This is a genomic window from Microbispora sp. NPDC046933 (genome assembly GCF_040644635.1).
Lineage (GTDB): Bacteria > Actinomycetota > Actinomycetes > Streptosporangiales > Streptosporangiaceae > Microbispora.
Window position 1 is genome coordinate 13457 of sequence record NZ_JBEYWW010000020.1, and the last position, 22818, is coordinate 36274.

The 22818-nt window shown below is 70.2% G+C and carries 23 protein-coding genes and 1 riboswitch; of the genes, 15 read left to right on the forward strand and 8 right to left on the reverse strand.

The window, feature by feature from the left end; all coding sequences use genetic code 11:
- The first annotated feature begins 99 nt into the window (after nucleotides 1–99).
- Genes ABZ857_RS25280 through ABZ857_RS25295 form a run of 4 tightly spaced genes read left to right on the forward strand, consistent with a single transcriptional unit; the run spans nucleotide 100 to nucleotide 4011 of the window.
- Nucleotides 100–1026, forward strand: a complete 927-nt coding sequence (locus ABZ857_RS25280; protein ID WP_357046821.1) for an ABC transporter permease — start codon at nucleotides 100–102, stop codon at nucleotides 1024–1026.
- The gene (locus ABZ857_RS25285) at nucleotides 1019–1966 is read left to right on the forward strand and encodes an ABC transporter permease (RefSeq protein ID WP_357046823.1); all 948 of its coding nucleotides are present in this window, start codon (nucleotides 1019–1021) and stop codon (nucleotides 1964–1966) included. The genes ABZ857_RS25280 and ABZ857_RS25285 overlap by 8 nt, the downstream gene beginning before the upstream one ends.
- 13 nt (nucleotides 1967–1979) lie before the next feature.
- Nucleotides 1980–3011: an ABC transporter ATP-binding protein gene (locus ABZ857_RS25290; protein WP_357046825.1), complete on the forward strand. Its 1032-nt coding sequence runs from the start codon at nucleotides 1980–1982 to the stop codon at nucleotides 3009–3011.
- Nucleotides 2995–4011, forward strand: coding sequence for a dipeptide ABC transporter ATP-binding protein (locus tag ABZ857_RS25295; protein WP_357046827.1), 1017 nt, complete (start codon nucleotides 2995–2997; stop codon nucleotides 4009–4011). The genes ABZ857_RS25290 and ABZ857_RS25295 overlap by 17 nt, the downstream gene beginning before the upstream one ends.
- A 9-nt stretch (nucleotides 4012–4020) precedes the next feature.
- On the opposite strand, the gene ABZ857_RS25300 is transcribed toward ABZ857_RS25295, so the two are convergent.
- Complete coding sequence (locus ABZ857_RS25300; protein ID WP_357046829.1) at nucleotides 4021–4827, reverse strand: SAM-dependent chlorinase/fluorinase; 807 nt, start codon at nucleotides 4825–4827, stop codon at nucleotides 4021–4023.
- A 106-nt stretch (nucleotides 4828–4933) separates the two neighbouring features.
- On the opposite strand from ABZ857_RS25300, the gene ABZ857_RS25305 reads away from it, so the two are divergent.
- The 4 genes from ABZ857_RS25305 to ABZ857_RS25320 all read left to right on the forward strand — a co-directional run bounded on the left by ABZ857_RS25305 (nucleotide 4934) and on the right by ABZ857_RS25320 (nucleotide 7410).
- Nucleotides 4934–5215: a DUF3263 domain-containing protein gene (locus ABZ857_RS25305; protein WP_357046831.1), complete on the forward strand. Its 282-nt coding sequence runs from the start codon at nucleotides 4934–4936 to the stop codon at nucleotides 5213–5215.
- Nucleotides 5216–5309: 94 nt separating this feature from the next.
- A complete protein-coding gene (gene otsB / locus ABZ857_RS25310) occupies nucleotides 5310–6131 on the forward strand; it encodes a trehalose-phosphatase (protein ID WP_357046833.1) in 822 nt (273 codons plus the stop codon).
- A 10-nt stretch (nucleotides 6132–6141) separates the two neighbouring features.
- Nucleotides 6142–6741, forward strand: a complete 600-nt coding sequence (locus ABZ857_RS25315; RefSeq protein ID WP_357046835.1) for a hypothetical protein — start codon at nucleotides 6142–6144, stop codon at nucleotides 6739–6741.
- A 72-nt stretch (nucleotides 6742–6813) separates the two neighbouring features.
- Nucleotides 6814–7410 (forward strand): hypothetical protein, encoded by a 597-nt coding sequence (locus ABZ857_RS25320; RefSeq protein ID WP_357046837.1) that lies wholly within the window; start codon nucleotides 6814–6816, stop codon nucleotides 7408–7410.
- 470 nt (nucleotides 7411–7880) lie between these two features.
- On the opposite strand, the gene ABZ857_RS25325 is transcribed toward ABZ857_RS25320, so the two are convergent.
- Both ABZ857_RS25325 and ABZ857_RS25330 read right to left on the reverse strand, forming a co-directional pair.
- Complete coding sequence (locus ABZ857_RS25325; protein ID WP_357046839.1) at nucleotides 7881–9041, reverse strand: MFS transporter; 1161 nt, start codon at nucleotides 9039–9041, stop codon at nucleotides 7881–7883.
- A gap of 143 nt (nucleotides 9042–9184) precedes the next feature.
- Complete coding sequence (locus ABZ857_RS25330) at nucleotides 9185–10609, reverse strand: trehalose-6-phosphate synthase (RefSeq protein ID WP_357046841.1); 1425 nt, start codon at nucleotides 10607–10609, stop codon at nucleotides 9185–9187.
- Nucleotides 10610–10712: 103 nt separating this feature from the next.
- On the opposite strand from ABZ857_RS25330, the gene ABZ857_RS25335 reads away from it, so the two are divergent.
- The 5 genes from ABZ857_RS25335 to groL all read left to right on the forward strand — a co-directional run bounded on the left by ABZ857_RS25335 (nucleotide 10713) and on the right by groL (nucleotide 15529).
- The gene (locus ABZ857_RS25335) at nucleotides 10713–11264 is read left to right on the forward strand and encodes a sigma-70 family RNA polymerase sigma factor (RefSeq protein WP_079319296.1); all 552 of its coding nucleotides are present in this window, start codon (nucleotides 10713–10715) and stop codon (nucleotides 11262–11264) included.
- Between the two features lie 96 nt (nucleotides 11265–11360).
- Nucleotides 11361–11500, forward strand: a riboswitch (SAM riboswitch).
- A 14-nt stretch (nucleotides 11501–11514) separates the two neighbouring features.
- The gene (thrC, locus tag ABZ857_RS25340) at nucleotides 11515–12789 is read left to right on the forward strand and encodes a threonine synthase (RefSeq protein ID WP_357046843.1); all 1275 of its coding nucleotides are present in this window, start codon (nucleotides 11515–11517) and stop codon (nucleotides 12787–12789) included.
- 45 nt (nucleotides 12790–12834) lie between these two features.
- Nucleotides 12835–13110, forward strand: coding sequence for a MoaD/ThiS family protein (locus tag ABZ857_RS25345; RefSeq protein WP_142650919.1), 276 nt, complete (start codon nucleotides 12835–12837; stop codon nucleotides 13108–13110).
- A gap of 256 nt (nucleotides 13111–13366) precedes the next feature.
- Nucleotides 13367–13567: a cold-shock protein gene (locus ABZ857_RS25350; protein ID WP_030509192.1), complete on the forward strand. Its 201-nt coding sequence runs from the start codon at nucleotides 13367–13369 to the stop codon at nucleotides 13565–13567.
- Between the two features lie 339 nt (nucleotides 13568–13906).
- Entirely contained in the window at nucleotides 13907–15529 is a 1623-nt protein-coding gene (groL, locus tag ABZ857_RS25355; RefSeq protein WP_183543035.1) for a chaperonin GroEL, read from the forward strand.
- A gap of 72 nt (nucleotides 15530–15601) precedes the next feature.
- Here groL and ABZ857_RS25360 read toward each other — a convergent pair whose 3' ends face one another.
- A complete protein-coding gene (locus ABZ857_RS25360; protein WP_357046846.1) occupies nucleotides 15602–16030 on the reverse strand; it encodes a GNAT family N-acetyltransferase in 429 nt (142 codons plus the stop codon).
- Nucleotides 16027–18012, reverse strand: coding sequence for an AAA family ATPase (locus ABZ857_RS25365; RefSeq protein ID WP_357046848.1), 1986 nt, complete (start codon nucleotides 18010–18012; stop codon nucleotides 16027–16029). The genes ABZ857_RS25360 and ABZ857_RS25365 overlap by 4 nt, the downstream gene beginning before the upstream one ends.
- 137 nt (nucleotides 18013–18149) lie before the next feature.
- On the opposite strand from ABZ857_RS25365, the gene ABZ857_RS25370 reads away from it, so the two are divergent.
- Entirely contained in the window at nucleotides 18150–18458 is a 309-nt protein-coding gene (locus ABZ857_RS25370) for a hypothetical protein (protein ID WP_357046850.1), read from the forward strand.
- A 448-nt stretch (nucleotides 18459–18906) separates the two neighbouring features.
- Here ABZ857_RS25370 and ABZ857_RS25375 read toward each other — a convergent pair whose 3' ends face one another.
- A complete protein-coding gene (locus ABZ857_RS25375; protein WP_357046852.1) occupies nucleotides 18907–19776 on the reverse strand; it encodes a hypothetical protein in 870 nt (289 codons plus the stop codon).
- Between the two features lie 97 nt (nucleotides 19777–19873).
- Here ABZ857_RS25375 and ABZ857_RS25380 point away from each other — a divergent pair, with 97 nt between their 5' ends.
- Nucleotides 19874–20413, forward strand: a complete 540-nt coding sequence (locus ABZ857_RS25380) for a CGNR zinc finger domain-containing protein (protein ID WP_357046854.1) — start codon at nucleotides 19874–19876, stop codon at nucleotides 20411–20413.
- Nucleotides 20414–20457: 44 nt separating this feature from the next.
- Here the strand turns inward: ABZ857_RS25380 and ABZ857_RS25385 are convergent, their stop codons facing one another.
- Complete coding sequence (locus tag ABZ857_RS25385) at nucleotides 20458–22113, reverse strand: DNA repair helicase XPB (protein ID WP_357046856.1); 1656 nt, start codon at nucleotides 22111–22113, stop codon at nucleotides 20458–20460.
- A 104-nt stretch (nucleotides 22114–22217) separates the two neighbouring features.
- Nucleotides 22218–22799: a hypothetical protein gene (locus ABZ857_RS25390; protein WP_357046858.1), complete on the reverse strand. Its 582-nt coding sequence runs from the start codon at nucleotides 22797–22799 to the stop codon at nucleotides 22218–22220.
- Nucleotides 22800–22818 lie beyond the last annotated feature (19 nt).

The window sequence follows — 22818 nt, forward strand, 5'->3', positions numbered from 1 at the left end:
CCCTACCGGGGCCGGCCTCGCGGGCTGTCCGTTCGCGATCTCCCGTGTTGACCCGCGGGGGGCGCATGTACGACCTTTAGCGTCAGATCGGAGGTGCACATGGGCCGATACGCGATCCGGCGCCTGTTGCAACTCGTGCCTGTCGTGCTGGGCACGACTTTCATCATCAACTACATGGTCTGGCAGCTCCCGGGTGACCCGTTCGCCGGGAGATGCGGCCAGCGGCCCTGTCCGGACAGCTATGTCACGGCGATGCGCGAGCAGTTCGGCCTGGACCAGCCCATCCTGCTGCAGTACTGGAACTTCCTGAAGAACCTGCTCACCGGCAACATGGGCACCGACTTCAACGGTGTCTCGGTGGCGAGCCAGCTCGGCGACGCCTGGCCGATCACCATCAGGCTCGCGCTGATGGCGGTGCTCTTCGAGGCGCTCATCGGGATCGGCGCCGGCGTGCTGTCGGGGCTCAAGCGCGGCGGCTTCGTCGACAACGTGGTGACGCTCTCCACGCTGTTCCTGCTGTCGCTGCCCATCTTCGTCACCGCTTACCTGCTGCAGTGGATCCTCGGCGTGCAGTTGCACGTGATCGAGCCGACCGTGACGGACGCGGCGACGGTCCCCGAGCTGATCGTCCCGGCGCTCGTGCTGGCCAGCCTCAACATGGCGTTCACCGCGCGGCTCACCCGTACGAGCATCGTGGAGAACCTGCGGTCCGACTACGTCCGCACCGCCGTGGCCAAGGGCCTGACCAACCGGCGGGTGGTCGGGATCCACCTGCTGCGCAACTCGCTCATCCCGGTGCTGACGTTCCTCGGCACCGAGGTCGGCTCGCTGATGTCCGGCGCCATCATCACCGAGGGCATCTTCAACATCCACGGCATCGGCGGCCTGCTGTGGCGGGCCATCAACGGTCAGGACTACACGATCGTGGTCCCCGTGGCCACGCTGCTCGTGCTCGTGTACCTGATTGCCAACCTGCTCGTCGACCTCCTCTACGGCGTGCTCGACCCGAGGATCCGCTATGAGTGACCCGACCGCGACGCAAGACCTGATCAAGGGGGCGGACGAGCCGGCCGCGAGCCCGGTCGCGGTCCGGGACAACCAGCGCAGCCTCTGGCGCGACACGTGGGACATCCTGAAGCGGCGCAAGATCTTCTGGATCTCGCTCGTGATGCTGGTCGTGTTCCTCCTGATGGCGGCCTTCCCGTCGCTGTTCACCCACAAGGACCCGGAGTACGCCACGCTCGCCAAGAGCATGGAGCTGCCGAGTTCGGACGCCTGGTTCGGCTACGACCTGCAGGGCCGGGACGTGTGGGCCAGGACCATCTACGGCGCCCGCACCTCGATCATCGTGGGTGTGCTGGCCACGCTGGCCACCGTCCTGCTCGGCGGCCTGACGGGCGTGGTGGCGGCGTACTTCGGACGCTGGCTCGACGCGATCATCTCACGCGTCGGCGAGATGTTCCTCGGCCTGCCGTACGTGCTGGGCGCGATCATCATCCTCGGCACCATCGCGCCGGCCCAGTCGAACCCGGGCAAGGTGACGATCATGGCGGTGGTCATCATCGTGCTCGCCCTGCTGGGCTGGCCGATCCTGATGCGCATCGCCCGCTCGGCCGTCATCCAGGCCAAGCACCAGGACTACGTGCAGGCCGCCAGGGCGCTCGGAGCCGGACCGATGCGGATCATCTTCAAGCACCTCCTGCCGAACTCGCTGGCGCCGATCCTCGTGTACTCCACGATCACGATCGGCAGCTTCATCGGCGCCGAGGCCACGCTGTCGCTGCTCGGCATCGGCCTGCGCTCGCCGGTCATCTCCTGGGGCATCGCGATCGCCGACCACAAGGACTACCTCAGGACCGGGCCGCACGCGATGTTCTTCCCGGCCGCGTTCCTGTCCCTGTGCGTGCTGACCTTCGTCATGCTCGGCGAAGCCGTACGCGACGCCCTCGACCCGAAGCTTCGATGAGGAGGCACAGCGAGTGACGGAAGTGCTTTCCGAGCAGGTGGGCAGAGGCTCCCACAGCGGCGCCCTGCTGGAGGTGGAGGACCTCCACGTCGAGTTCCGCACCCGGGCGGGCGTGGCCAAGGCCGTCAACGGCGTGACCTACAGCGTGGACGCCGGCGAGACGCTCGCCGTGCTGGGCGAGTCGGGCTCGGGCAAGAGCGTCACCGCCCAGACCATCATGGGCATCCTCGACATGCCCCCGGGGAAGATCACCGGTGGTGAGATCCGCTTCCGCGGCGTCGATCTGCTCAAGCTCCCGGAGGACCAGCGCAGGAAGATCCGCGGGGAGGGCATCTCCATGGTCTTCCAGGACGCGCTGTCCGCGCTGAACCCGGTCTTCCCGGTCGGCTGGCAGATCGCCGAGATGTTCCGCATGCACCGCGGCACCTCGCGGGCGGAGGCCAGGAAGAAGGCCATCGAACTGATGGACCGGGTCAGGATCCCGGCCGCCAAGGACCGGGTCAACGACTTCCCGCACCAGTTCTCCGGCGGCATGCGGCAGCGCATCATGATCGCCATGGCGATCGCGCTCGACCCGGAGATCCTGATCGCCGACGAGCCGACCACCGCGCTCGACGTGACCGTCCAGGCCCAGATCATGGGCCTGCTCGCGGAGCTGCAGCGCGACAGCAACATGGGCCTGATCCTGATCACCCACGACCTCGGCGTCGTCGCCGACGTCGCGGACAAGATCGCCGTCATGTACGGCGGGCGCATCGTCGAGAACGCCCCGGTGCACGACCTGTACAAGAACCCGGCCCACCCCTACTCGAAGGGACTGCTGGAGTCCATCCCCCGGGTGGACCACAAGGGCCAGGAGCTGTACGCGATCAAGGGTCTGCCGCCCAACCTGCTGGAGATGCCGACGGGCTGCGCCTTCCACCCGCGGTGCCCGTACCGGCGGGACAACTGCGTGACCGACGTTCCCCCGCTGTACGCGATCAGTGGCACCCGCGGCAGCGCCTGCCACTACTGGAGGGAGGTCATCGATGAAGGCGAACGCTGAGTCGATCCTCGAAGTCCGCGACCTGGTCAAGCACTTCCCGCTCACCCAGGGCATCGTCGTCAAGCGGCAGATCGGCGCGATCAAGGCCGTGGACGGGGTCTCCTTCGACCTGCACCGCGGTGAGACGCTCGGGATCGTCGGCGAGTCGGGCTGCGGCAAGTCCACCCTGGCCAAGCTGCTGATGGCGCTGGAGCGGCCCACGTCGGGCGCGGTGCGCATCCACGGCAGGGACATCACCACGGCCAGGGGCGCCGAGCTCAAGCGGATGCGCCGCAACATCCAGATGGTGATGCAGGACCCCTACACCTCGCTGAACCCGCGGATGACCGTCGGCGACATCGTGGGGGAGCCGTTCGAGATCCACTCGGACGTCGTGCCGAAGGGCGGCCGGCGGCGCCGGGTGCAGGAGCTGCTCGAGGTGGTCGGCCTCAACCCCGACCACATCAACCGCTACCCGCACCAGTTCTCCGGTGGCCAGCGTCAGCGCATCGGTATCGCCCGCGGGCTGGCGCTCCAGCCTGAGATCATCATCTGCGACGAGCCGGTCTCCGCGCTCGACGTGTCGATCCAGGCCCAGGTCATGAACCTGCTGGAGCGGCTGCAGAACGAGTTCGACCTCGCCTACATCTTCATCGCGCACGACCTGTCGGTGGTCCGCCACATCTCCGACCGGGTCGCGGTGATGTACCTCGGCAAGATCGTCGAACTGGGCAGCGACGCCGAGATCTACGACAGCCCGACGCATCCGTACACGCAGGCGCTGCTGTCGGCCGTGCCCGTGCCCGATCCGGAGGGCCGGGAGACCCGCCAGCGGATCATCCTGCAGGGCGACCCGCCCTCGCCGGCCAACCCGCCCTCGGGCTGCCACTTCCGCACGCGGTGCTGGAAGGCGCAGGACATCTGCGCCGAGCAGACGCCCGCGCTCGAGGCGCGCCCGGGCAGCGACCACCCCAGCGCCTGCCACTTCGCGGAGGCCCGCGACGTGGTGAACGCCCAGTAGGACCCGCGGTCAGCGCCCGGGCGACAGCCGTACGTGCGCGCCCGGGGGCAGACCCAGGCGTTCGGCGGCGTCCCCGGCGTTGATCGCCATCGCGACCAGGCCGGCGGAGTCGGCGAACGCCACCAGGTCGCCGGGCGGCACGGCGGTGAACGTCTCCCGGAACGGCACGGCGACCTGGCGGCGCCCGAGCCACACGACGATGGTGTCGCCGAGCTTTACGCCGAGCTCGGCCAGGTCGGAGGCGGTGATCGACAACTGGACGTTGCCGTGCCTGTCCACCGACATCACCTCGCCCTCGGCCGCGCCGTCCCGCAACCGGCAGGTCGGCGCGGGCAGGGTCACCAGGCGCTCCACCGGCATCGGCGGCCCCACGTCGGCGGCCGCACGCCCGGTGCACAGGTGGGCGGCCACCGGGGCGAACAGGTCCCGTCCCGGGAAGGTCGGTGAGACGCTGGCCAGGAACAGGTCCTTGTTCGTTATCTCGTAGGCCGCCTCGGCGCCTCCCGCGGCGCGGACGGCCCACGAGAGGATGCCGTTGTCCGGGCCGAGGAACACCCGTCCCCCCGCCTCCACGGCGACCGCGCGCCGGTTCACGCCCACGGCGGGATCGACGACCGCGAGATGGACTCCGGCCGGTAGGTAGGGCAGGGTCTGCGCGAGGATGGCCGCGCCGCGCCGTACGTCCCCGGCGGGGACGAGATGACCCACGTCGATGATCCGAGCCTGCGGAGCGATGCCCGCGATCACGCCGTGGCACGCGGCGACGAACCCGTCCTCCAGCCCGTAGTCGGTCAGAAGCGTGATTACAGAGCTCACACCACGTGACATTACGTCCGTCCCGCCCGGCCTGAACACCCCGGGTTCGTCTCGCGGGCTTGGCATTACCATGGGACGGGCTCGCGAGCCGATCGAGGAGGAGCGGATGGACACCGAACCGGCCGGCGGCGACGGGCTCGACCTCTCCGACCGCGACCGCGAGATGCTCGCGTTCGAGCGCCAGTGGTGGCGTTACGCGGGTGCCAAGGAGCAGGCGATCAGGGAGGCCTTCGGCATCTCCGCGACGCGGTACTACCAGTTACTCGGGGAGCTGATCGACCGGCCGGAGGCGCTGGAGCACGACCCCATGCTCGTCAAGCGGCTGCGCCGGATGAGAGCCGGCCGGCGGCGCGACCGCTCGGCCCGCCGCTTCGGACTGAACCCCTGATTCCCGTTGGTTTCTTCCCTTGCACGGATGAGCCCCGCTCCCGGGGCATGAGGCCGTCGAGGCGTACGCACCTGACCCCCTTCGGAGTGAGGCCATGACCCTGCCCGCGCACGCAGGAATCGACGCGATCGTCAACGATCCGGCCGGCGCCGTGATCGGACTCGACTACGACGGCACGCTCTCCCCGATCGTGCCCGACCCCGCGGCCGCCCGTGTGCATCCCCGCGTGCCCGGCGTGCTGGCCGCCCTCGCCCCGCTGGTGCGCGCCGTCGTGATCGTCACCGGCCGCCCGCCGCGTACGGCGCTCGCCCTCGGCGAGGTCCCCGGGGGGCCGTCCCTCGCCGGCGTGCCCGGCCTGGTGATCCTCGGCCACTACGGGCTGGAACGCTGGGAGGACGGTCGCCTGACGGCCCCGCCACCACCGCCGGGGCTCGACCTCGTCCGCGCCCGGCTGCCCGAGCTGACGGCCGGACTGGACGGCGTCTGGATCGAGGACAAGGACAGGGCCGTCGCCGTGCACACCCGGCGGTGCGCCGACCCCGCGGCGGCGCTGGAGGCGCTGCGCGGGCCCGTCGCGGCGCTGGCCGAGGAGGCCGGGCTGGCGGTCGAGCCGGGCCGCATGGTGCTGGAGCTGCGGCCTGCCGGGATGGACAAGGGGCGGGCCCTGTCGGCCTTCCTCGCCGAGCGGGACGCCCGCTCGGTCATGTTCGTCGGCGACGACCTGGGGGACCTCGCCGCCTTCGACGCGGTCGAGTCGGCCGGGATCCCCGGCGTACGGGTGTGCAGCGGGTCCACGGAGGTGACCGCCCTGGCGGAGCGGGCCGACGTGGTGGTGGACGGGCCCGAGGGCGTCGTGGCCTTCCTCGGCGACCTCGTGGCAAGGTTCGGCAAGCCGTCTGCAAGCGGCCGGGCGTAACGTCCGGGGCATGAGGAAGACGATCTCGGCCGCGGCGGCCGGCCTGGCCGTGCTGGCGGCGTCCCTGGCGGCTCCGGCGGCGGCGTACGCGAACGACGGCGCGGCCACCAAGTCGCTGCACCTGCGCAAGGGTCTGACCTTGCGGATCCCCGCCTCCTGGAAGGTCGACGCCAAGGACAAGGACTGGGTGCGCGTCATCACCGGCTCGTGCCCCACCAAGGGCACGAACACGTACGGCTTCCGCGACTCGGGGTGCCACAGCTTCTGGGTCATGGGACCGGGGGCGATCAAGGTCGGCCACGAGCATTTCGACGCGTACACGCCGGACGGCCCGTTCTACCCGGCCACCGACGTCGGGCCCTGCCCGGTGAAGAAGAACATCTACATCGGCCAAACCAAGCTCGCCGAGAAGGGGCTGCGGCAGGTGGGGCCGGGGCACAAGGCGCACTACCGCGACTGGGCGGGGACCTGCACGTCCCTGACCTCGTCCAAGGTGAAGGCCCGCTTCAACCAGCGCGAGTGGTTCCTGCCGACGTCGAAGATCCTGGTGATCGACCAGTGGAAGACTCCGGGCCTGAGCACGATCCTCAAGAACGCGACCTGGAACTGACCTCGGGTTCGGTGATCTCTTTCATACCGGGCCACAAGCGGTGTGCAAGTGGCCGCCGGTAACGTCCGGGGCATGAGGAAGACGATCTCGGCCGCGGCGGCCGGCCTGGCCGTGCTGGCGGCGTCCCTGGCGGCTCCGGCGGCGGCGTACGCGAGCGAAAGCGGCGGCACCAAGAAGGTCCACCTGCGGGGCGGCCTGACCCTCACGATCCCCAAGTCGTGGAAGGTGGACAAGGACGACAAGGACTGGGTGCGCGTCATCACCGGCTCGTGCCCCACCTACGGCACGGAGGACTACGGTTTCCGCGACTACGGGTGCCACGGCTTCTGGGTGCTGGGCCCGAAGGCGCTCAAGATCGGACTCCGCACGTTCCAGGCATACAAGTCGAAGTACGGATTCGACCCGGCCACCGACGTCAGCATCTGCCCCAAGAGCTACAAGCTGTACAAGGGCGAATGGAAGCTCGCGGACAAGGGGCTGCGGCAGGTCGGGCCCGGCCACAAGGCGGACTACCACAAGTGGGCGGCGACCTGCGTCGACAAGAAGTGGCGAGTGAAACTGCACTACAACCAGCGCGAGTGGTATCTGCCCACGTCGAAGATCCTGGTCCTGGACCAGTGGGACCACCCGCAGCTGGACGCGATCCTCAAGAACGCGACCTGGAACTGACCGGCCTGGGGCCCGCGAGGGCTCTGAGCGCGGAAATCGGCCATGCCCTCAGAAGCCGGCTGCCGTCACTGGCAGGCGGGGATGATCACCGGGTGCGGCGGCGCGGTCGCGGTTCCACGCGGCGGCCGCGCACCCGTCCCACCAAGCGGCGAGGCGGTGCCGCCGTCCACCGGGCGACCGCTTATGAAACGCCTTCCGCCCCCGACGCGGGCCCAGCCGCCGGCTGCCCGCTTGCCTTCCCGGTCCAGTACGGGAGTTGGTCTGGTGGTCGGCGGGTTGTGGTGTTGGGCGCTCGGATCGGCCCGGCTCTGCCGCCACTGCTCCATGACCTGCCGGAAGGGCGAGCCCCCCACCGTGGCCGACATGGCCCGCAAGATCACCGCAGCCCTCGACGCCGCGTGACAGGACGTCCCGGAGTTCCCTGAGAGTGGTCGCCGGACCGGAACGAAGGGCACGTTCCTGGCGCCGATTCAGGAACGCGTCCTGGAAGCGGCCACTCCGCCCGCGGCCATCGCGATCAGGGCGGGCGCGAGCAGGAACGCCGTGTGCGTCCCGAAGCCGTCGCCCAGCGCGCCGAGCACGAACGGCCCGCTGCCCGAGCCCATGCCCGCCCAGATCGAGGCCGTGCCCGACGCCTGGTCCGGCCGGCCTCCCGACACCTCGATCATGCGCGTCAGGCCCATGGGGAACTGGACCGAGATGCCGAGCCCGCTGAGCGCGAGCCCGGCGTAGCAGACCGGCGCCGAGGTCCCGGTCCAGAACAGCGCCCAGCCCGCCAGGGTCACCACGAGCGAGCCCAGCAGCATCGACCCCGGCGCGAAGCGCAGGGCCAGCCGGGCGCCGCCGAACCGGCCCACGGCCATGCCGGCCAGCATCGCGGTCAGCCCGGTCGCCGCCAGGCCGGGCGACAGCCCGGTCCGCTGGGAGAGCAGCTCGGCGGCCCACAGGTTGAAGGCGAACTCGATGGCCACGCAGCACAGCAGGACCGCTCCGGCGACGTGGAAGCGCCAGCCGTACGGGAGTCTGCTGGAGGTCGGGGAAGGCGACGGCGGCGGGGCGGGCACCGGCGGCACCCAGACCCGGCCCATGAGCAGGGCCAGCAGGAGGGTGGAGGCCACCGGCACGAACAGCGCGGGCCGCCAGCCGACCGGCGACTCGGCCACCACGCTGAAGGCGTAGGTGGTGGCGATTCCGGCGGTGACGGCGACCGCGTTGGCCTCGCTGATGACGGCCGCCCCTGCCGGGCCGTGGTGGTCGCTGAGCACCGCCATCATCACGTACAACGCTGTCGAACCGCAGGCGCCGGCGAGCGTGAAACCGGCCAGGGTGAACGGGAGCGCGTGCCCGAACGCGACGAGGAGCACCCCGGCGTTCATCCCGGTCAGGCCGGCCCAGGTGACGACGCGGCGCCCGAACCGCCTGGTGAGTGCGGGCAGGGCCAGCCCGCCACCGATGCCGCCGAGTGCCATCCCGGTGCCGTGCAGCCCGGCGACGGCCTGGGACACGCCGAGCTCGGCGCGCAGGAGGGGCATGGCGGCGGACAGGCCGTACAGGTAGGTGGCGAAGGTGGCGAGCTGGAGATAGATCAACCAGGTGGGGCTGTCTCTGGTGACCTTTATGTTGCGGTCCAAAACCAGGCAAGGGTAGCGCAGCAGATCATTCGGGACGAGAGCCGATCACCCGGTGCGGCGACCGGCGTGGCGGTCAGCACGCTGCGCCGGCCGGGTCAGCACACCTGCGGCCGGCCGGGGTCAGCCCACTGCGTCGGCCCGGGTCAGCGCAGCGCGGTGAGCTGGTCCTCGAACCAGCGCTGGGGCGGCAGGGCGGTGGCGGCCTCCCGCAGCCGCAGGCCACGTGTGAGCCGCTCCTGCTCCGGCAGTGTCAGCGCCTCGTGCAGCGCCGCCGCCGTGCCGGACACGTCGTACGGGTTGACGAGCAGCGAGTCGGCTCCCAGCTCGGCCGCCGCGCCCGCCTCGCGGGACAGCACCAGCGCGCACCGGGGCGACAGGATCGGGCCCTCCTTGGCCACCAGGTTCATGCCGTCCCTGATCGGGTTGACGAGCAGGACGTCGGCCAGCCGGTAGGCGGCCAGCGAGCGCGGGTAGTCGTCGTTCACGTTGAGGATCAGCGGTTCCCAGTCCTCGGTCGCGTACTCGTCCTCGATCTCCTTGGCGCAGCGCTGCACGGCCGCCGTGTACTCGCGGTACTCCGGCAGGTCGTGCCGGGAGGGGTAGGCGAACGCGAGGTGGACGACCCGGCCGTGCCATTCGGGATGGGCGGCCAGGAACTCCTGATAGGCCCGCAGGCCGCGCACGATGTTCTTGGACAGCTCGGTGCGGTCGATGCGCACGATCAGCTTGCGGTCGCCCACGAGGTCCCTGATCACGGTCATGTGCGACTCGACGTCCGGCTCGGCGGCCCGGGCCAGCAGCGCCTCGCCGTTCACACCGAGGGGGTGGACGCCGATCCGCGTGGTCCGCCCGTCGTACGTCACCGTACGGGCGGCGTGGTCCACCCTGGCCCCGAGCAGCGTTTCGCAGCAGTCCATGAAGGCGCGGGCCCAGCGCGCGGTGAGGAATCCGGCGTGGTCGGCGCCGAGGATGCCGGTCAGCACCTCCGCCACGACGTCCCCGGGCAGCAGCGCGAAGTATTCCGGCGGCGCCCAGGGCGTGTGCGAGAAGTGGGCGATGCGCAGGTCGGGCCGCTCGACCCGGAGCATCGCCGGGGTCAGCGTCAGGTGGTAGTCCTGCACCATGACGCGCGCCCGGTGCGCCGCCTCCTCGGCCAGGGCCAGCGCGAAGGCGCCGTTGTACGTGCGGTACGACTCCCACTCGCGCCGGAACCGCGTGCCGAACTCGGGGGCGAAGGGCGTGTTGTAGAGCAGGTGGTTGACGAACCAGAGGGTCGAGTTGGCCACGGCGTTGTAGGCCCGGTGGAAGACCGCGGGCGGGATGTCCAGCATGCGGATCGGCCCCGTCTCGAAGGCCCGGTCGAGCCGCCCGGCGGGCGCCTGACGGACCGCGCCCCGGTCGCCGTCCGACAGCGCCGCGCAGACCCACAGGACGTCGGTGCCCCTGACCACCTCGGACAGGCCGGAGACGAGCCCGCCCCCGCCTCTGCGCATGGTCAGGCCGCCGTCTTCCGACAGCGTGAAGGACACCGGGCCCCGGTTGGACGCGATCAGAACGGTGCTGCTCATCTTGGGGTTCCCTCGATCAGAGCGGGCGCGCATGCCGGAAGATTAATAAAAGCCGACCTCTGTCAATAGGATGTCAACCGATCGCGGGAGGGCTGGATACGGCATGGCACTGGACGATACGACCGAGGACCTGGCCCGATCGGCTGCCCAGGGGGACCATCGCGCGCTCGGCGAACTGCTGCGGCGCATCGAGCCCGACGTGTTGCGGCACTGCGAGCGGCTTCTACCGTATCGGCAGGACGCCGAGGAGGCCGCGCAGGACACGCTGCTCGCCGTGGCGCGCAACATCGCCAGGTTCGAGGGGCGGGCCAAGTTCAGCACCTGGCTGCACATCGTGACCGTGAACTGCGCCAGGACCACCTACCGCTCGCTCAAGCGGCGCTCGTCCGAGCAGGCGGAGGAACTGCCCGAGCAGCGTCCCGATCCCCGGCGGGTGAGCGTCATCGCCGGGTCGCGGCTCGACCTGCTCGACGCGATGGAGGCGCTGGAGGCCGAGCGGCCCGACCTCGCCCAGGCGCTCGTGCTGCGCGACATCTGCCAGCTCGACTACGCGGAGGTCGCCGATCAGCTGAAGATCCCCCTCGGGACGGTCAAGTCCCGTATCCACCAGGCGCGCAAGTACGTGCAGAGCGCCCTCGGCGAGGCGTACGGCTGATACGAATCGTCTCGCCATGCGAGACGTCGGAACGGACACCGGGGACGCCGGGGTACAGTGCTAGGGACCTTCCTGCGAAGGTCGCACAACTGAACATGCTCATCCAGAGGGGTGGAGGGACCGGCCCTGCGAAGCCCCGGCAACCTCCCCGGTGTCGCACTCGTGCCCACGAGGCCCGGCCGGGACAGGTGCCAATTCCGGCTCGCGGCCAGGGTGGTCGCGAGCGAAGATGAGGGAAAGGCCTCGCTTCATGGCGCACACCAGCACTGCCGCTAACACTGCCGCGAACCCCGTCGAGTTCGGCCCCGCCACCGGTCTTTCGTGTCGCGAATGCGGCGCTCTCTACGACCTCGGCCCGATCTTCGCCTGTACGGAGTGTTTCGGCCCCCTTGAGGTGGCGTACGACTTCGGCGAGGTTCGCCGGGAGGACATCGAGTCCGGACCGGCGAACATCTGGCGGTACCGCTCCCTGCTCCCCGTTCCCGCCGGCGTGGCGGCCAAGCCCAACCTCCAGCCCGGCTGGACCAAGCTCGTGAAGGCCGACAGGCTGGCGGCCGAGCTGGGCCTGCGGTCGCTCCACGTCAAGGACGACTCCGGCAACCCGACCCACTCCTTCAAGGACCGGGTCGTCGCGATCGCGGTCGAGGCCGCGCGCAACTTCGGATTCCACACCCTGTCGTGCTCCTCCACCGGCAACCTCGCCGGCGCGGTGGGCGCCGCCGCCGCCCGGGCCGGCCTCGACTCCTGCGTGTTCATCCCCGCCGACCTGGAGCCGGCCAAGGTCACCATGGCGGCGGTGTACGGCGGCCGCCTGGTCGCCCTCGAGGGCACCTACGACGAGGTGAACCGCTTCTGCTCCGAGCTCATCGGCGATGAGCTGGGCGAGAAGTGGGGCTTCGTCAACGTCAATCTCCGGCCCTACTACGCCGAGGGTTCCAAGACGCTCGCGTACGAGATCGCCGAGCAGCTCGGCTGGCGGCTGCCGGACCAGATCGTCATCCCGATCGCCTCCGGCTCGCAGCTCACCAAGATCGACAAAGGCTTCCGTGAGCTGATCAAGCTGGGGCTGGTCGAGGAGCGGCCCTACCGGATCTTCGGCGCGCAGGCCGAGGGCTGCGCGCCGGTCTCCCGGGCGTTCAAGGCCGGGCAGGACGTGGTGCAGCCGGTGCGGCCCGACACCATCGCCAAGTCCCTGGCGATCGGCAACCCGGCCGACGGTCCGTACGTGCTCGACATCGCCAGGCGGACGGGCGGCGCGGTGGAGGACGTGAACGACCAGGAGGTGGTCGAGGCGATCCGCCTGCTGGCCAGGACCGAGGGCGTCTTCGCCGAGACCGCGGGCGGCGTCACGGTCGGCGTGCTGCGCAAGCTGGTGCGCGAGGGCCGTCTCGACCCGGACGCGGAGACCGTGGTGCTGAACACCGGCGACGGGCTCAAGACGCTCGACGCGGTCGCCGAGCACGCCCGCCCCGCCGCCGTCATCCGTCCCTCTCTCGACGCCTTCCGTGCGGCATTCGCCAACTGAAAGCGTTTCAAAAGGCCCATCGGCAGTAACGAAAGCGAGTGAACAATGAGCGTTTCCGTGCGGATTCCGACGATTCTCCGGACGTACACCAACGGCGCCGCGGAGGTGAGCGGGGAGGGGGGAACGCTCCGCGAGGTCCTCCAGAAGCTGGACGCGGACTACCCCGGCATCGGCGGGCGCATCCTGGACGAGACGGGCAAGATTCGGCGTTTTGTCAACGTCTACGTCGGGGAAGAGGACGTCCGATTCGCCGAGGGTCTGGACACTGCCACGCCGGACGGGGTGCAGATTTCGGTCATCCCCGCCGTCGCCGGAGGCTGAGCCGCCGCGGCGGGGCCGCGCACCTGACATGCGCTTCTATCGCGTGAAGAAGCATGTGATGCCATGGCAAAAGGTGCAGCTCTCAACTATTCAACAGCAAAGTGAATATTCTTCGATCCCGCTTTGAGCGAACGCCAAGTAGTAGTTTGCGGATTGACTCTGTTGTCCTACGCCTTGACACGGGTATGGTCGAGGACGATCGACAAAACCGGGGGCTTCTTGGGTGTGGTCCCCAGCCCAGCAAGAGGAGTCGGAAGTGGCGCAGGGCACCGTCAAATGGTTTAACGCGGACAAGGGCTACGGCTTCATCGCGGTAGACGGTGGGAAGGACGTGTTCGTCCATTACTCGGCAATCATGATGGACGGCTACAAGGCCCTCGAGCAGGGTCAGCGGGTTGAGTTCGACATCACGCAGGGTCAGAAGGGCCCGCAGGCGGAGGCCGTACGGGCCGTCTGATCTCGTCATCGACCTTGGAAGGCCCGGCACGCGGATTCCCGCGGGCCGGGCCTTTCGCCATGTTTCCCGCTTCGCTCGTCGGGGCGCTCTTGCCCGCCGGGTCGTGCCGGCCGCGCGCCTCTGGCTCGCTCATCTGGACATACCGTCCAAGCTGGTCAGGACGGCTTCCGCTTGCACTCCCAGGGGTAGAGTGCTAAATACTTGTTTGGCACTCTGAGGTCGAGAGTGACAACAACCGGGATCGGGGCGATGGGGCTCGCGCAGGGATAGCGGGTCCATGCCGTCGCGGGCGTCGGCTCGGTCCGTTGAAGACACCCTGCTACTGGGAGGTCTAGCCTAATGGCAGCCAAGATGATCGCGTTTGACGAGGACGCCCGGCGCGGTCTCGAGCGCGGTATGAACCAGCTCGCCGACGCCGTGAAGGTGACCCTCGGCCCCAAGGGCCGCAACGTCGTGCTGGAGAAGAAGTGGGGCGCCCCCACGATCACCAACGACGGTGTCTCCATCGCCAAGGAGATCGAGCTCGAGGACCCGTGGGAGAAGATCGGCGCCGAGCTCGTCAAGGAAGTCGCGAAGAAGACCGACGACGTCGCCGGTGACGGCACCACGACGGCCACCGTGCTCGCCCAGGCGCTGGTTCGCGAGGGTCTGCGCAACGTAGCCGCCGGCGCCAACCCGATGGCGCTGAAGAAGGGCATCGAGGCCGCCGTCGAGCGGGTCAGCGAGGAGCTGTCGAAGCTCGCCAAGGACGTGGAGACCAAGGAGCAGATCGCCTCCACCGCCTCCATCTCCGCCGCCGACACCGAGATCGGCGCCCTCATCGCCGAGGCGATGGACAAGGTGGGCAAGGAAGGCGTCATCACCGTCGAGGAGAGCAACACCTTCGGCCTGGAGCTGGAGCTCACCGAGGGCATGCGCTTCGACAAGGGCTACGTGTCCGGCTACTTCGTGACCGACCCCGAGCGCATGGAGGCGGTCTTCGAGGACCCGTACATCCTGATCGTCAACTCCAAGGTCTCGGCGAACAAGGACCTGCTGCCGCTGCTCGACAAGGTCGTGCAGTCCGGCAAGCCGCTGGTCATCATCGCCGAGGACGTCGAGGGCGAGGCCCTGGCCACCCTGGTCGTCAACAAGATCCGCGGCCTGTTCAAGTCCGTGGCCGTCAAGGCTCCGGGCTTCGGCGACCGCCGCAAGGCCATGCTGGGCGACATCGCCATCCTCACCGGTGGCCAGGTCATCTCCGAGGAGGTCGGTCTCAAGCTCGAGAACGCCACCCTCGACCTGCTCGGCCGCGCCCGCAAGGTCGTCATCACCAAGGACGAGACCACGATCGTCGACGGCGCCGGTGACGCCGAGCAGATCGCCGGCCGGGTCAACGAGATCCGCGCCGAGATCGAGCGCACCGACTCCGACTACGACCGCGAGAAGCTCCAGGAGCGCCTCGCCAAGCTGGCCGGCGGCGTCGCCGTCATCAAGGCCGGCGCGGCCACCGAGGTCGAGCTCAAGGAGCGCAAGCACCGCATCGAGGACGCCGTCCGCAACGCGAAGGCCGCGGTCGAGGAGGGCATCGTCCCCGGCGGTGGCGTGGCCCTGCTGCAGGCCGGCGCCAACGCGTTCGACAAGCTCGAGGTCAACGGCGACGAGGCCACCGGTGCCGCGATCGTCCGCAAGGCCCTCGAGGAGCCGCTGAAGCAGATCGCCGTCAACGCCGGCCTCGAGGGCGGCGTCGTGGTGGAGAAGGTCCGCAACCTCCCGGCCGGTGAGGGCCTCAACGCCGCGACCGGCGAGTACGTCAACATGTTCGAGTCCGGCATCATCGACCCGGCCAAGGTCACCCGCTCGGCGCTGCAGAACGCGGCGTCCATCGCGGCGCTGTTCCTGACCACCGAGGCCGTCATCGCCGAGAAGCCCGAGAAGGAGAAGGCCCCCGCCATGCCCGGCGGCGGCGACATGGACTTCTGATCCATCTGCCTGCTTCGTCTCAACGGAAGGGCGGTTCCCCCTCGGGGGAACCGCCCTTTCCCGTGCCATGCCTCAGGGGAGGCGCCTGACCCAGCGGGCGCAGTCGGTCTGCATCGTGTATCCCGCCGCAGTCCAGGCGTGGTGCGCCAGGGCGTTGTCGTGCAGGACCATCGCGTCCGCGCGGAACGCGCCGAACTTCCGGAACCGCTCCTCGGCGGCCCGGATCAGCCTCGATCCGATGCCCATGCGCCGGTGGGCCGGGTCCACGGCGAGCCGGTAGAGGTGGGCGCGCCAGCCGTCCCACCCGGCGATGAGCGTGCCGGCCACGCGGCCGTCGATCTCGGCGATGAGCAGCGCCTCGGGATCGCGCTCGATCAGGGCCACGACCTTGCCGGCGTCGTCGTGCCTGTCGGTGTTCTCGGCGGCCTCCAGCCAGAACCGCAGCACGGTCTCCACGTCGTCGAGCGCTCCGTGTCGGATGCGTACGTCGGGCAGGTTCATCGCAGTTCCTCGGGCAGGTCGCGGCTGTGCAGGACGGTCAGTGACGTTACCGCCCGGGTGAGGACCACGTAGAGGCGGGCGAGGCCGCGCTCCTCCGCCTCCGCGATCGCGGCCGGCTCGGCGACGATCACGTGGTCGTACTCCAGACCCTTGGCGAGCGTCGCCGGCACCAGCAGCACCCGGTCGTCGCCCGTCGAGTCCGGGCCGAGCACCGTGTGCGGCACCGCGGCGGCCTCCAGGGCCGCCGAGAGCGCGGGAAGGCCGGAGTCCGCCGCGATGACCGCGATCGAGCCCTCGTGCGCGAGGGCCTGCCGTACGGCCCCGGGAAGGGCGGCGGCGACGTCGGCCTCGCGGCGTACGGACAGAGAACCGGCGCCGGGACGCAGCGAGCGCGGCGGGGCGAGCTCCGGCGCGACGGAGGGCAGCAGCCGCGCGGCGAAGTCGAGGATCTCGCGGGGCACGCGGAAGCCGAGCGTGAGCTCGGTGACCTCGCCCGAGGGCTGGCCGAGGTGGTCGAGCACGGTCTTCCACGAACGCGCGGACCAGGGCGTGGTGCCCTGTGCGAGGTCGCCGAGCACCGTCGCCGAGCCGTTGCGGCAGCGGCGCCCGAGGGCCCGCAACTGCATGGCCGACAGGTCCTGCGCCTCGTCCACCACGAGGTGTCCCTGGGGCGGCGTCCGCTCGATCAGGTCGCCGAGCTCGTCCAGGAGCGCCGCGTCGGCGGCCGTCCACTTGGCCGACCGGTGCGACTTGTACGGCTTGCGCCACACGATGAGCTGCTGCTCCTCCGGCGAAAGGTCCGACCGGGCCGCCTTGGCGAGGAACTCGGGGTCCGACAGCAGCCGGAACAGCACCTGCTCGGGGGTGAGCTTCGGCCAGGCGGCGTCCAGGACGGCCTTGACCGGCTTCGACCGGGCCACCGCGTCCTGCACCCGGTCGTCGGGCGACTCGCCGCGCCGTTCCATCTGCACGAGCACGGCGTGGGCGAGCCGCTGGGCCAGGGTGGCGCGGCCGGGGCCGTACCTCGTCGTGCCGCGCAGCGAGGCGACGATCTCACGGACCTCGTGATCGGGCACCCGGTAGCGGTTGATGCCCTTGGTGAACAGCACGCCTTCGGCCGGCTTGGTGACGTGCAGCCACAGCGCCCGCTTGACGACCTCGGCCATGCGGGCGTCGCCCTTCACGGCCGCCACCGCGGGGTCCTCGGGATGGGCGTGGTCGCCCAGGACGCCGGCCACCGTCGTCTGGTCGACCTTCACCTCGCCGAGCGCGGGCAGCACCGAGGAGATGTAGGAGAGGAAGGCCCGGTTGGGGCCGACGATCGTCACGCCCGAGCGCGACAGCTTCTCGCGGTGGGTGAACAGCAGGTAGGCCGCGCGGTGCAGGCCCACGGCCGTCTTGCCGGTGCCCGGCGCGCCCTGCACGCAGACGGTCACGCCGAGGTCGGCGCGGACGATCTCGTCCTGGTCGGGCTGGATGGTCGCCACGATGTCCCGCATCGGGCCGGTGCGGGGCCGCTCGATCTCCTCGGTCAGCAGCCTGCTCTGCCCGAGCGCCCTGCCGTCGAGCGGTTCGTCCTCGTACGCCGTGAGGTCGCCGCCCTGGTAGCCGAACCTGCGGCGTAGCGCGACCCCCATGGGGTCGGCGGGGCTGGCCTGGTAGAAGGCACGCGAGATCGGGGCGCGCCAGTCGATCACGAGGGGCCGGCTGCTCTCGTCGTGGACGTGCCTGCGGCCGACGTAGACCGTGCTCGGCAGGTCGTCGCCGGCCGCGCGGTCCAACCGGCCGAAGAACAGCGGCGCGTCGGGGTGGTCGGCCAGGGCGGCCACCCGCTGGTCGAGCAGGCCCTGCAGGACCTGCTGAGACACCCAGTCGCCGGCGGCGTCCGCCGACAGCGACTGCGCGTGCTCACGCATCGCTCGCAGGGCGGCGCGGGAGGCCGCGAGATGGGCGCGCTCATCTTCGAGCACATTTCCGGGCATGCGGAAGCTCCTCCGGGCATGACGGGGACAGGACTGGTGGAAGCGGGAAGCACAAGAGCTTAGCGATGCGCGCCGCGATGCCGAAACGGTATTTCTCTCGCGTGTCGCCGTTTCCCGGGGCGGGTATCTGTAGCCAGGTGACGCGCACCGTGGTTCCTCCGGAGATCCTGGCGGCGGCGAGCCTGCTGCTCGCCACGCTGTGGGGGTTCGCGGTCTTCGGCGGCTGGAGCAGGCAGGCCTTCTGCACGACGGGCCTGGGGTCGTCGCCGGACTGCGCGGACCGGATCGCCTCGGTGATCGCGCTGTCCGTGATGGTCGCGATGGTCGCGGCGTGCGCCACGGGGGTCGCCTGGCTCGGCCGGCGCGAGTCCCTGCACGGCGTCGCCGTGATGGCCTGGATCGTCGCGCTGGCGGTGCTGTTCGTCGGAGGCCTGGCCGCCCAGTGACCGCGTCCCGGTGACCGGCACGGAAAGCTTCCCGGCGGAGACGGTGGAGGGCTCCATCGTCAGGCCGCGGGGGGAACGGCATGCAGTAGTGGGGTGATTTGTCCTGATATGCCGTGTTGAGTGAGCCGTCGGTGCTCACCGGCGGGCAGGTATCGGGCGGCAGAAACCAGGAGTAAGACGAAAAATGCGTATATTGCGTGATTCGCCTTGTCTGCTGGGTATTGCCGCCATCACGACTGCATCATGTGAGGGTAAGGCGCGAGGGGGTGATGTGGTGACAAGGCCCAAGGGCATCTCCTGGACCTAGCGCTGTCCGCGCACGTCAACCGGGCTCGGAGAGTGGAGCGGGCTTCGCGGGAACCGAGGGTTTTTCCGGCGCGGTGCCCGGCCCGGCCGACGTTCGTGGACACCCTGCTGAGTGCCGGCCGTGTGGATGGCCGGCCGCCCCTCACTCAGGGGCCTGGATCTTACCGATGCCGAGTGTGGTGACGGCGGGCAGCAGGCCCGACTCGAACACGGCCCCGAGCAACGGCCGGTTGAGCTCGGCCAGCCGCTCGGCCCCTGCCTCGCCGAGCGCCCGCCACGGGCCCGCCGCCAGCTCGTCGGTCATGCGCTCGACCTGGTCGCGCAGCGCCTGCCCCGCCGGGGTGGCCGTCCCCTCGTCGTCGATCAGTCCGCGTCCGGCGAGCCGGTCGCGCGCGGCGGCCCATTCCTCGTCGCTCCAGCCGCGGCCGGCGAAGTTCTCTGCCGGGGCCGCCCCGACGGCGGCGAAGGAGACCAGGGCCTCGCAGGCGTCCAGGCCGGCGGCGTGCAGGGCCGTAAGGTGCCCGTCGCCGCGGTGCTCGCGCAGCACCGTGTACGCCTGCCACAGCGCCACGTGCGGTTCCTCCGCCCACGGGAGGTCGAGGTTGGCCGCGGCGAGCGGCCGGTGGGCGACGTCCACGCTCTCCGCCGCCCTGATCGCCAGCTCGGCCGCCTCCTTGACGCCGTCGTCGATCCGGTCGCCGAGGAGCCCGCGCAACGTCCGGTCCATCGCCCGCAGCCGCGCGTCGAGCACCTGTGCGGGAGTCGCGGTCTCCCAGACGCCCGGCACGTACTCGGCGATCATGCTCGGGCTGAAGCTGTAGTAGGTGGCGGCCACCAGCGCGGGTCCCGCCGCGCCCAGCGGCGCGGTGCGCCAGGCGAAGTAGCTCGGCCAGCGCGTCGTGACGTCGTAGCCGAGCGCGGCGGCCTCCTCGAAGGCCTGGGGACTGAAGTAGAGCGTGGCGTGGACCGGCTCGATCTGATGCCACATGGTGCGGGCCAGGCGTACGGACATCCCTCAAACCTCACTGTCTAGATAAGCTACGACAGTGACGATAGAGCCGTGGCGCATCACTGGTCAATCCGAGATAGACAGTTATGTCGGGAGTAGGGTGGATCTCGCCGTCCTCCTGGTGAACGCCCTCGCCGCCGAGTCGGTGCACGGCCGCCCTGTCACACCGCCGCAGACGGGCGGCGAACGGCTCGCCGCGATCCACACCGGCCTCGCCGCCGCCGGTCGCCCTCCGAGTGGGCTCACGGCGGCCGACGCCGACCGGCTCGCGGAGGTCGCCGCCGAGCTGCGCCCGCTGTACGGCGCGGGGGACCGCCTGCCCGAGGCGGCCGAACGGCTCAACGACCTCCTGGCGCGGCACGGCGCCGTGCCCACCCTGCACGGCGACCCGGGAAAGCCGCTCCAGCTGGCCTTCCACCGGCCGGGCGCAACGCTCGTGGACGCCTGGGCCGCCGACATGGGCACCGCGCTCGCCATGGTCATCGGGGTGGGCCAGGGGGCGCGGCTCGGCGCGTGCCAGGCCGCGACGTGCTCCCTGGTCTTCTTCGACACCACCCGCAACGCCTCGCGCCGTTTCTGCGATCTGTCGTGTCAGAACCGGGCCAAGGCCAGCGCCTACCGCGCCCGGCGCCGTACGTGACCGGAGGCCGTACGCGATTGGAAGCCGTACGTGACCGGAGAAGGTCAGCGGGCCGGGTCCTCCTCGTCCACGTCGTCGGCGTCGATGATGTGGTAGGCGTACCCCTGCTCGGCCAGGAACCGCTGCCGGTGCGCGGCGAACTCCTGGTCGACCGTGTCGCGGCTGACCACCGAGTAGAACCGCGCGCCGCCGCCGTCCGCCTTGGGACGCAGCACGCGGCCGAGCCGCTGGGCCTCCTCCTGGCGCGATCCGAACGTGCCCGAGACCTGGATCGCCACGGCCGCCTCGGGCAGGTCGATGGAGAAGTTGGCGACCTTCGAGACCACCAGCACCCGGATCTCCTTGTCGCGGAACGCCTGGAACAGGCGCTCGCGCTCCTTGACCTTGGTCTCGCCCTTGATGACCGGCGCGTTCAGGTGCTCGCCCAGCTCGTCGAGCTGGTCGATGTACTGTCCGATGACCAGCACCTGCTCGTCCGCGTGCCGCCGCACCAGCGCCTCGGTGACCCTCGTCTTGGCGGGCGTGGTCGAGCAGAACCGGTAGCGCTCGTCGCTTTCGGCCATGGCGTAGGCCAGCCGCTCGTCGTCGCCGAGCGTCACCCGCACCTCGACGCACTCGGCGGGGGCGATGTAGCCCTGGTTCTCCATCTCCTTCCAGGGCGCGTCGTACCGCTTCGGCCCGATGAGCGAGAAGACGTCGCCCTCCCGGCCGTCCTCGCGCACGAGGGTGGCGGTGAGGCCGATGCGGCGGCGGGCCTGCAGGTCGGCGGTCATCCGGAAGATCGGCGCGGGCAGCAGGTGGACCTCGTCGTAGACGACGAGTCCCCAGTCGCGGGCGTCGAACAGCTCAAGGTGCCGGTAGGTGCCCTGCCGCCGGGTCGTCATGACCTGGTAGGTGGCGATCGTGACCGGGCGGATCTCCTTCTTGGTGCCCGTGTACTCGCCGATCTCGTCCTCGGTCAGCGAGGTGCGCCTGAGCAGCTCCTGCTTCCACTGGTGGGCCGAGACCGTGTTGGTGACCAGGATCAGCGTGGTCGCCCGGGCGTGCGCCATGGCCGCCGCGCCCACGATCGTCTTGCCCGCGCCGCACGGCAGCACCACGACGCCGGAGCCGCCGTGCCAGAACGCGTCGGCCGCCTCCTTCTGGTACGGCCGCAGTGACCAGCCGTCCTCGCGCAGGTCGATGGGGTGGTGCTCGCCGTCGACGTACCCGGCCAGGTCCTCGGCCGGCCAGCCGAGCTTCAGCAGCGTCTGCTTGATGTTGCCGCGCTCGGATGGGTGCACGGCCACGATGTCGGCGCCGTAGCGCTCCCCGACCAGCGGCTGGATCTTCTTGGAGCGCAGCACCTCCTCCAGCACGGCGCGGTCGGTGCTGGTGAGCACCAGGCCGTGGATGGGGTGCTTCTCCAGCCGCAGCCTGCCGTACCGCGCCATGGTCTCGGCGACGTCCACGAGCAGCGCGTGCGGCACGGGATAGCGGCTGAAGCCGATCAGCGCGTCGACCACCTGCTCGGCGTCGTGCCCGGCGGCCCGGGCGTTCCACAGCGCGAGCGGGGTGACGCGGTAGGTGTGGACGTGCTCGGGCGCGCGTTCGAGTTCGGCGAACGGTGCGATCGCCTTGCGGCACTCGTCCGCCCTCGGGTGGTCGACCTCCAGCAGCAGCGTCTTGTCGGACTGGACGATCAGCGGCCCGTCACTCAATGCCTGCCCCCCTCATGCCTGCCCGCCCCTCATGCCGGCTCCCCTAGTACGGGCTACCGCATATCAAACACGAGGCCGGGCCGAATCAGTCCCAATCGCGGGAATCAGTCCAGGTAGCCGTTGACCCCGGCCCAGATGAACCCGCCGATCCCGAGCACGAACAGGACGACGTTGACGCCGATGGCGATCCACGTCCACTTCAGCAGATTGCGAGCCTGGTCCGGCGCGGTGTCCACCTTGCTGAGCGCGATCCCGGACAGGATCGCCCCGGTGATGCCGCCGAGGGTGATGTAGCAGCTCAACGCCAGCACGAGGCTGATGACGAGGGCCACGATCGCGTGCGTGCGCGGGCCCTCCTGCCTCGGCGGGTAACCGCCCGGCGGGTAGTAGCCGTACTGCTGCTGGTAGGGATTCGGCCCCGGCTGCCCGTACTGACCCGGCTGCCCGTACTGACCCGGCTGCCCGTACTGACCCGGCTGGCCATATTGCCCGTATTGTCCGTACTGTCCGTACTGCTGGTTCGGGTCGGGGCCCGGCGGCGTGCCGTACGGCCCGTACTGCTGCTGTCCGTAGGGGTTGGAGCCGGACGGCTGTCCGTAGGGGTTGGAGCCGGACGGCGGTCCATAGGGGTTGGACGGGGTCTGCCAATCCTGGGGTCCCTGCCCCGGCTGCTCTGGAGTCGTCACCCTGAAATCCTTTACTGCG

Bases quoted from the DNA above. Each gene is read 5' to 3' on its own strand.
- ABZ857_RS25280 (WP_357046821.1), top strand. From the start codon at position 100: ATGGGCCGATACGCGATCCGGCGCCTGTTGCAACTCGTGCCTGTCGTG.
- ABZ857_RS25285 (WP_357046823.1), top strand. From the start codon at position 1,019: ATGAGTGACCCGACCGCGACGCAAGACCTGATCAAGGGGGCGGACGAG.
- ABZ857_RS25295 (WP_357046827.1), top strand. From the start codon at position 2,995: ATGAAGGCGAACGCTGAGTCGATCCTCGAAGTCCGCGACCTGGTCAAG.
- ABZ857_RS25305 (WP_357046831.1), top strand. From the start codon at position 4,934: ATGGACACCGAACCGGCCGGCGGCGACGGGCTCGACCTCTCCGACCGC.
- otsB (WP_357046833.1), top strand. From the start codon at position 5,310: ATGACCCTGCCCGCGCACGCAGGAATCGACGCGATCGTCAACGATCCG.
- ABZ857_RS25315 (WP_357046835.1), top strand. From the start codon at position 6,142: ATGAGGAAGACGATCTCGGCCGCGGCGGCCGGCCTGGCCGTGCTGGCG.
- ABZ857_RS25320 (WP_357046837.1), top strand. From the start codon at position 6,814: ATGAGGAAGACGATCTCGGCCGCGGCGGCCGGCCTGGCCGTGCTGGCG.
- ABZ857_RS25330 (WP_357046841.1), bottom strand. From the start codon at position 10,609: ATGAGCAGCACCGTTCTGATCGCGTCCAACCGGGGCCCGGTGTCCTTC.
- ABZ857_RS25335 (WP_079319296.1), top strand. From the start codon at position 10,713: ATGGCACTGGACGATACGACCGAGGACCTGGCCCGATCGGCTGCCCAG.
- thrC (WP_357046843.1), top strand. From the start codon at position 11,515: ATGGCGCACACCAGCACTGCCGCTAACACTGCCGCGAACCCCGTCGAG.
- ABZ857_RS25345 (WP_142650919.1), top strand. From the start codon at position 12,835: ATGAGCGTTTCCGTGCGGATTCCGACGATTCTCCGGACGTACACCAAC.
- groL (WP_183543035.1), top strand. From the start codon at position 13,907: ATGGCAGCCAAGATGATCGCGTTTGACGAGGACGCCCGGCGCGGTCTC.
- ABZ857_RS25360 (WP_357046846.1), bottom strand. From the start codon at position 16,030: ATGAACCTGCCCGACGTACGCATCCGACACGGAGCGCTCGACGACGTG.
- ABZ857_RS25365 (WP_357046848.1), bottom strand. From the start codon at position 18,012: ATGCCCGGAAATGTGCTCGAAGATGAGCGCGCCCATCTCGCGGCCTCC.
- ABZ857_RS25375 (WP_357046852.1), bottom strand. From the start codon at position 19,776: ATGTCCGTACGCCTGGCCCGCACCATGTGGCATCAGATCGAGCCGGTC.